Genomic DNA, 7,913 nt, shown 5'->3' on the forward strand with positions numbered 1-7,913 from the left:
AGTTTACACAGTACTAATCCGCTCATTACTCGAATCAAGCTGTGTTTGATGACTTTCTTGCGAGGGGTGACAACTAAGTTAGCAGACAGTAAGGCTTCAAATTGAATCGCGTAGTTCATGGTACTTCTCACTGATTTTGGGGCGCTAAGAGTACCTTGTCTCACAGAAAATGCCAAATATGCGAACTAAAATCACCTTATTCTGGTCTGACCTTAGTGAATCTGTTACGACTGTAGCTGCGAGCTACGTCAACTATGCGTAGAATGAGCCAGCTTTTTATTTGATGTATGAATATATGACCACCACAACTGATCCTTATGTAGATATCCGTCCTTACAACGACGATGAGATTCCAGCGGCTATTGACCGTTTAATCAATGATGAAGAATTTATCTCAGCTATTTTGCAACATCGTTTTGATAAACGATCTGCTTGGCTAAAATCGATACTGAGCCCTTTTGTAAAAGCATACTTAAAGTTTAAATGGGCCAAACTCACGTCCGTGGAAGCAATCCAACTTGAAGTGAAGAAATACCTCACGAAAACACTAGAATCAACGACACAAGGTGTCACTTTCAGTGGTCTCGATAAATTGGATAAACAGACGGCTTATTTATTTATCTCGAACCACCGTGATATCGCGATGGACCCAGCATTGGTCAACTATGGTCTGTATATGTCTGGGCATAAAACTGTACGTATTGCGATTGGTGATAACTTATTGAAAAAGCCTTGTGCTACAGAGCTGATGCGTCTTAATAAGAGCTTTATTGTGAAACGCTCGGCTAAAGGCCCGCGCGAGATGATGAAAGCGCTCAGTACCTTATCTGCTTACATTAAACACTCACTTGAAACTGGAAATTCTATCTGGATAGCGCAAAAAGAGGGACGAGCAAAAGATGGTAACGATTTTACCGATCCAGCCATTTTGAAAATGTTCCATGTGGAAGGGCGCAAGCAGAAAATAGAGTTTGCTCAGTATATTCAATCGCTCAAAATTGTCCCGGTCGCGATTTCATATGAAAACGATCCGTGCGATATGGCCAAAGCGTGTGAGTTGTATGAAAAAGCGACGCATGGGCGTTATGAAAAAGGGGAATTTGAAGATATTGAAAGCATTGTCCAAGGCATTGTCGGTGAGAAAGGCCGAGTGCATGTTGGCTTTGGTGAAGTGATTACTCAAGCATTTGAAACGCCAGAAGCATTGGCGCAAGAGATCGATCGCCAAATTCACGCAAACTACAAATTATTCCCGATAAATAAGTTAGCGGCTGGGATAGAAAGTAGTGATATCACGCCAGATATCCGCGCTCACTTAGAAAGCAAGCTGACTCAGATCCCTGAAGGGGCACAGCGCTATTTACTCGATAGCTACGCCAACCCAGTAAAGAATCAGCAATAATCATTAAACGATGAAGAGAGGGGCTCACGGCTTCTTCTCTTCTCTTCTCTTTTTCTAGCCTATCTTGCGACCGCGCCGCCAAGGGTCAGTTTGCTTGGCCATTTACTGATGACATTACCTCCCAAATAAATATTGCCATTGACGGTCATCGTGTCAGGAAATTCGGTGATTTTGGAACCGCCAATAAACAAACTCCCTTCCACAACCAAACCTTCGGGCAATTGGGTTAATGGCGTTCGAATTACGCTCAAATCCCCCTTGACTAAGAGATTCGCAGGCAGCGTTTCAAGCGGTGTATCCGTGAAATTCAGGTAACCACCGACCTTGATTCTCATTGGCCACGATTTGATTTTACTACCCAGTAAGTTCGCATAACCACGAATGGTGGTACCTTTTGGAATATTCTCTAGCAAGCTATTAGATGCTTCTAAACTACCCTGCACATTCAAGCCCTTAGGCAGGGATTTTATCGATGTCTTAGCAATATTTAGGTTGCCTTTGAGCGTGAGATTTTCGGGTAGTGTTGTGTAGGGTTTATTACGCAAATAGAGATTGCCATAATTATCAAGGTGGTTAAGGATTTGATATTGATCGAGCGGCTGTGACCATGCACAAGAGGCATAGAGAAGGTTGCATAATGTTAGTAAAAGCGAAAACTTATTCATAAAGCCTGCAGATGAAGACACGATACCTAGAGTATCGGCAGATTACGGTTAAGCTTCAATAATGCATTGCCTAGGATGAGAAAGCAAAGTGCTTGGGCGATAAGAAAGCGAGCCATGATTAGGCCCGCTAAGAGTAATTAGATTAACGAGCCAAAGAGCGCGACTTCAGTTCAAAAATAAGTTTTTCGGCACTGACTTCAAATTTGAAACGTGCATGCAATTCAGTAGAGTTATCATCTAACGGTGAAACTTCAAACTCAACATTATCTGAAACCTGTTTGGCAAGAGCGAGGTACTTCTCAAATTCAGCTTCTAGCTGAGCTTTGTTGGGTGCCATGACCATCACTTCGGCAACTTCATCACCTTCTTTGATAATAAAGCCAATTTCGCCAGCGCAGCCACATGCTTCGCAGACTTGGATATCAACGTCTTTTTCGATACTCATTGTGAATCCTCTTAGTAAATGTATGGACATTCTAACGGGCAAATCGTTTATCAGCCACAAAAAGCCAATCAGGTTTGGGGTAAATCGCGTCTTATTTTGGTTGTTCGAAAGTTTTTAGCCATCGTTATGAATTAATGAGTGTGATACTGCTCAAATAATCACTAGTTTTTGTGTCATAAATTTGTCAGAACAGTGTTCAGTTCGTTGCGAATTGTTGACGATTGTACGATTATTCGGTTGAAACAATTATTAATATTATAAATTGCGCTTCATCCATTAGTGGTGATGACTAATAAACTGGAAATTTAAGTTTCATTAGTGATAGCTAAAGGAGTGACAGTAACAAGCCAGTAGATAACGCTTTTAACAAGATAATTCTGGTTTGAATTTACTGTTTTAAGGGATGGTTTTTTAGACAGAAAATGCCATACCACGAGGGGTGATTCGCGAAACGGCACTATCATCGCAATTGAGTTAGATGGATTAATAAAAAAGAGAAGAGTCTGGACCATGCCAAAGCGTAGTAAAGAAGATACTGAAATCACCATTCAGAGAATAATGGATGCTGTTGTCGATCAGTTATTGAGACTGGGTTACGACAAAATGTCGTATACCACGTTGAGTCAGCAAACAGGGGTTTCACGAACGGGGATTAGCCACCATTTTCCAAAGAAAACCGATTTTACGGCCGCTTTAGATGGGCGGATTTTTAAGCTGTTTGTTGAGCATTTAGATTTTGAAAATGACCTTTCAAGTTTTTCAAATAGCTGGATAAATGCGCTGGAAAATGCACAATTTTTGGCTATTTTGCGTTTATTATTTCATCATGTTGTGACGACTGAAAATGCGGATGAATTTGCAGCAAACGGTGTTGATCGGTTATACAAAACGGTGGCTGTACAGTTTGGCAAAGAGAGCGCAAGGGAGCTTGAGTGGCTGATTGGTAAATCACTGATTAAAATGAGTCAATAATTTGGCACTTTGTGCAAGCTTGTATTGTCGACTTTAACACTAAAGCCAACTGAGACGTTGGCTTTAGTGCTTTTTGTAGAGAGATTGTGTCGATCAGTCGTACAACGTTGGGATCGGTTGACGTTTATGCTGAGTTGCTGTGTAAATCGCGACAAGACGGTCAATCACGTGCTGTGAAACAGGCTTCCCTTCTAAAAAATCATCGATTTGGTCATAACTTAAGTTTAACGCATCTTCATCTGCTTTTTGTGGTGCGAGCTCTTCTAAATCCGCAGTGGGTGTTTTTTGAACCAATTGCTGTGGTGCGCCTAATTGAGCCGCTACCGCGCGCACTTGACGTTTACTCAAGCCAAAAAGTGGTGCTAAATCACACGCGCCATCACCAAATTTAGTATAAAAACCGGTGATGTTTTCTGCGGAATGATCCGTGCCGAGTACTAACGCACCAACAAAACCTGCAATTTCGTACTGCGCGACCATGCGAGCGCGCGCCTTTACATTTCCTTTCACGAAATCAATTTTGGCACTGTCAGTTGGAGTTAAGCTTGTGCCTTGTAGCGCATCAAGAGAGGCTGAGTGCAGGCCATCTACACCCGTTTTAATATTGACCGAAATTGAGTGTGTAGGTTGAATGAAGGAGAGAGCAAGCTGCGCTTCATCCTCATCTTTTTGTTCGCCATAGGGTAAACGAACGGCGATAAACTGATAGTCGTTAACAGCGTATTCTTGGTTGAGTTGTGTCACGGCGAGCTGGGCTAGACGGCCGCACGTTGTTGAGTCGACGCCACCACTGATGCCAAGCACTAAAGACTTACAACCAGATTCTACCAATTTGCGTTTAATAAACTCAACGCGCCGTTCAATTTCATAAACAGGGTCAATGGATGAGAGAACACGCATCTCATCACGGATCATTTGTTCCATTAGGGTTCCTTTTCCTGCAAGCAATATAAATCTTTGGTGTATCATACCGAAATCATCAGATTAGAAAACCGAGAAAATGGTTTTCAGACTTGAATAGGATTGCTATGACCAAAATTGCCGTCTTTGGGAGTGCTTTTAACCCTCCGAGCTTAGGACATAAAAGTGTGATTGAATCGCTAAGCCATTTCGATTTAATTCTGTTGGTACCGAGCATTTCACACGCTTGGGGTAAGCAGATGCTCAGTTATGAGATCCGTTGTGAACTTATTGATGCTTTTATTCGTGATTTGCAGTCAGATAAGATACAACGCTCAATAGTTGAAGAGGAACTGCAACAGCCCGGGCAGAGCGTCACAACTCACGCTGTTTTGTCATTACTGCAAAAACAATCACCTGATGCTGACATTACTTTTGTAATGGGCCCGGATAATCTGTTCAATTTTGCGAAATTCTATAAAGCTCAAGATATCTTACAACGCTGGTCAGTCATGGCCTGTCCTGAAAAAGTCGCTATTCGTAGTACTGATATTCGTCAGCGGTTAGCTGAAAATTTAGATATTGCCGATTTAACGACTATCTCTGTTAGGAAAATCTTGCAGCAAAGAAAACTTTACTAGACAATCCACGCCCTTTTCGTGGTCGGAGCTGTTTGCATTCATGAAGTTAAATGTGGCTGTTTGTGCGTTAATCATGTTTTCGTCGCTGACGGAAGCTTGCGATCTCTATTCCGGTTCATTATTAACGCCAGAGTTAGAATTAACACTAGGTGCAGATAGTAGCCCAACAATGTTACCAGCATCGGGCGTCTGCTTTTCTATATTAGATAGTATGGGTTACGCATCGAAACAACTGCTGGCTTTAGGTTTATTTGAAGAATCTCCAGCCGACTCATCTTACTGGGCCGATTGGTTTTTAAAAGCCGATTCGGATCCCCTGTTTACTCAGAAATTGGCCACAAGCTACATTGGCTTTGGAGTCTGGATACCCTCTGAATTGCTTGACGAGCAAAGTGATATGTCAACCGAAGAGTGGTTAATGAGTCACGGCTTACAGCTGAGTATCGGTTTTGGCGAGAAAAAAGCGGGTGAGCCGCGCATGCGTTTTGACTATCGTTGGCATGAAGATTTCGACAGCGTTGTCATGATGCAAATTGAAGTTCCCTTCTAACGTTTTCCCTCAGTAAACACACTCCCTCAGAAAACAAAAAAGCCAATCGCAATATTCGCGATTGGCCTATGTAAATTGTGAACAAAGAGTATTCACTAACAACGTCAGTTGGCTAGGTGACCCTCGGCTTAAGAAGGGTCGATATAGTCATTGCAGCATACGTGCCAAGTTTTATAGCGCTTAGTTGCTATTGTTTCCTTGTTTTTTCAAACTTCCCCAAGAAAATTTTTGCAGGCTGCAAATGCAAACTGCAAAAACGACTCAGATTGCTAATGCCGCTAGGTTCAATCACATTCGCTCTGCTATCTTACTTTTATTTGATTACACATCTAACTAATTGGTTGTTTTTTAGTTAAATGTTCAAACTTATTTATTCGTTTTAAATCAGCACTATATATCTATTATTGCTATTTTTTTGAATTTTTTGGTTGAATTTTCCATTTGTACTGTTAGTTTATATAGAGGTTTTTAATTAGAGCTCTAACTATTTATGTGGCAGGCAATGATTACAGCAGCACCTTGGGTTGCATACCCGGAAATTATGCAAACAAAGACAGAACAATGGACGTTTCGTACCCCTAATCAAGCCGACGGGCAGCGTGTACATGATTTGATTGGGCTATGTCCTCCCTTAGATGAAAACTCCTCATACTGTAATTTCCTACAAGCGATTCACTTTCAAGAGACTTGCATCTTAGCGGAAAGAAATGGCGAAACCGTGGGGTTTATTTCGGCCTATTTAAAGCCTGACAATTCTGATGAATTGTTTATTTGGCAAGTGGCCGTGCATCCAAATGCTCGTGGGCTAGGGCTTGCCTCACATTTGTTACATGAATTGCTCGCTCGTGACGTTATGGCTGATGTTCGTGTATTGGAAACGACTATCACGAAAAACAATCAAGGTTCATGGAGCCTCTTTAAGAAGTTTGATCGAGCACATGGCGAGCAAGGAGAGGTATCGACCTTTCTCGATCAAACTCGTCACTTTGAAGGTGAACATGATACCGAGTATTTGTACCGTATTCCGCTCAAACCTCGTTCTAACTTAACAGGATAACTATTATCGTTATGGACATTTTTAAAAAGAAAGAATCAAACGTGCAATCTTATGCCAATCACTTTCCCGTGGTTTTCTCTACGGCAAAAGGGAGCTGGCTATTTACCGATTCTGGTGATCGCTACTTAGATTTTTTGGCTGGAGCTGGTTCGTTAAATTATGGTCACAATAACGCCCTCTTTAAGCAGGCGCTATTGGAGTACATTGATAAAGACGGCATTACTCACGGCTTGGATATGCACTCCTCTGCCAAGGCTGAGTTCCTCGCGGTATTTGAAAGTCTCATTCTTGAACCAAGAAACCTCGACTACAAAGTGCAGTTTACTGGTCCAACTGGGACTAATGCTGTAGAGGCGGCAATGAAGCTGGCCAGAAAAGCTACGGGTAGAAGTAATATTGTGGCTTTCACTAACGGCTTTCATGGTTGCTCTTATGGCGCACTTGCCGCAACAGGAAATCAACATCATCGAGGCGGCGCTGGGCTTAGCTTAGGTGGCGTGACGCGGCTCCCTTATGATGGCTATGCCAATATTGATGGCCTGTCGCTATTTGAAAATATGCTGAATGATAACTCATCGGGTTTAGACAAACCGGCTGCGGTATTATTGGAGGTTGTCCAAGGCGAGGGCGGCTTAAATTGCGCGTCCAACGAGTGGTTGCAACGCTTAAGTCGTCTCTGTAAGAAAAACGATATTCTGCTTATCGTTGACGATATTCAAGCTGGTTGTGGACGTACGGGAACCTTTTTCAGTTTTGAGCCATCAGCAATAAAACCGGATATAGTGACGCTATCGAAATCACTCAGTGGTTATGGGTTACCTATGGCAATTGTGCTGCTGAAACCTGAGTTAGATGTGTGGAAACCGGGAGAGCACAACGGAACCTTTCGCGGTAATAATCACGCCTTTGTAACCGCTACAAAAGCGCTGGAAACCTATTGGTCAAATGATGATTTTACCACTCATATCGCACATCGAGCCAAGCAAGTGACGCATGTCATTCAAACCACACTGCGTCGTTTCCCCACACTGTTTAACCGCCACAAAGGGCGTGGACTAATGCAAGGCATTGAATGTAGCAGTGGTGAGATCGCCCATAAAATTGCTCGTCGTTGTTTTCAACTAGGGATGGTGATTGAAACCGCAGGCCCAAATGACGAAGTGATTAAGTTTTTCTGTCCACTCACTATCACGGAAACCGAACTCGACCAAGGTTTAGATATTTTTGCACAAGCGGTAGAAGAGCTAGCCTCTCAGTTAATAAAAAAAGCATCTTAGGAAA

At 42.4% G+C, this 7,913-nt stretch carries 9 protein-coding genes; 6 read left to right on the plus strand and 3 right to left on the minus strand.

What is annotated here, in order from left to right; translation table 11 throughout:
* Window positions 1–295: 295 nt before the first annotated feature.
* The gene (locus B9J87_RS07495) at window positions 296–1,402 is read left to right on the plus strand and encodes a 1-acyl-sn-glycerol-3-phosphate acyltransferase (protein WP_026028217.1); all 1,107 of its coding nucleotides are present in this window, start codon (window positions 296–298) and stop codon (window positions 1,400–1,402) included.
* Window positions 1,403–1,461: 59 nt separating this feature from the next.
* On the opposite strand, the gene B9J87_RS07500 is transcribed toward B9J87_RS07495, so the two are convergent.
* Both B9J87_RS07500 and B9J87_RS07505 read right to left on the minus strand, forming a co-directional pair.
* Window positions 1,462–2,088 carry a hypothetical protein gene (locus tag B9J87_RS07500; protein ID WP_013867989.1) on the minus strand — a complete coding sequence of 209 codons (627 nt, stop codon included), beginning with the start codon at window positions 2,086–2,088 and terminating at the stop codon, window positions 1,462–1,464.
* A gap of 121 nt (window positions 2,089–2,209) precedes the next feature.
* The gene (locus B9J87_RS07505; protein WP_010318562.1) at window positions 2,210–2,512 is read right to left on the minus strand and encodes a YfcZ/YiiS family protein; all 303 of its coding nucleotides are present in this window, start codon (window positions 2,510–2,512) and stop codon (window positions 2,210–2,212) included.
* A gap of 510 nt (window positions 2,513–3,022) precedes the next feature.
* On the opposite strand from B9J87_RS07505, the gene B9J87_RS07510 reads away from it, so the two are divergent.
* Window positions 3,023–3,484 carry a TetR/AcrR family transcriptional regulator gene (locus B9J87_RS07510; protein ID WP_013867986.1) on the plus strand — a complete coding sequence of 154 codons (462 nt, stop codon included), beginning with the start codon at window positions 3,023–3,025 and terminating at the stop codon, window positions 3,482–3,484.
* Between the two features lie 93 nt (window positions 3,485–3,577).
* Here the strand turns inward: B9J87_RS07510 and nadE are convergent, their stop codons facing one another.
* Complete coding sequence (gene nadE / locus B9J87_RS07515) at window positions 3,578–4,408, minus strand: ammonia-dependent NAD(+) synthetase (RefSeq protein WP_094150021.1); 831 nt, start codon at window positions 4,406–4,408, stop codon at window positions 3,578–3,580.
* Between the two features lie 104 nt (window positions 4,409–4,512).
* Here nadE and B9J87_RS07520 point away from each other — a divergent pair, with 104 nt between their 5' ends.
* The 4 genes from B9J87_RS07520 (at window position 4,513) to ectB (ending at window position 7,909) form a co-directional block, all read left to right on the plus strand.
* On the plus strand, window positions 4,513–5,025 hold the full coding sequence (locus B9J87_RS07520) for a nicotinate-nicotinamide nucleotide adenylyltransferase (RefSeq protein WP_010318565.1): 513 nt from the start codon (window positions 4,513–4,515) through the stop codon (window positions 5,023–5,025).
* Window positions 5,026–5,065: 40 nt separating this feature from the next.
* Window positions 5,066–5,575 (plus strand): hypothetical protein, encoded by a 510-nt coding sequence (locus B9J87_RS07525; RefSeq protein ID WP_017046067.1) that lies wholly within the window; start codon window positions 5,066–5,068, stop codon window positions 5,573–5,575.
* Between the two features lie 490 nt (window positions 5,576–6,065).
* Window positions 6,066–6,632 (plus strand): diaminobutyrate acetyltransferase, encoded by a 567-nt coding sequence (gene ectA, locus B9J87_RS07530; RefSeq protein WP_013867982.1) that lies wholly within the window; start codon window positions 6,066–6,068, stop codon window positions 6,630–6,632.
* A gap of 11 nt (window positions 6,633–6,643) precedes the next feature.
* On the plus strand, window positions 6,644–7,909 hold the full coding sequence (gene ectB, locus B9J87_RS07535; RefSeq protein WP_047689962.1) for a diaminobutyrate--2-oxoglutarate transaminase: 1,266 nt from the start codon (window positions 6,644–6,646) through the stop codon (window positions 7,907–7,909).
* Window positions 7,910–7,913 lie beyond the last annotated feature (4 nt).

It is taken from the genome of Vibrio sp. V19_P1S1T109, assembly GCF_002241375.1.
Classification (GTDB): Bacteria; Pseudomonadota; Gammaproteobacteria; order Enterobacterales; family Vibrionaceae; genus Vibrio; species Vibrio anguillarum.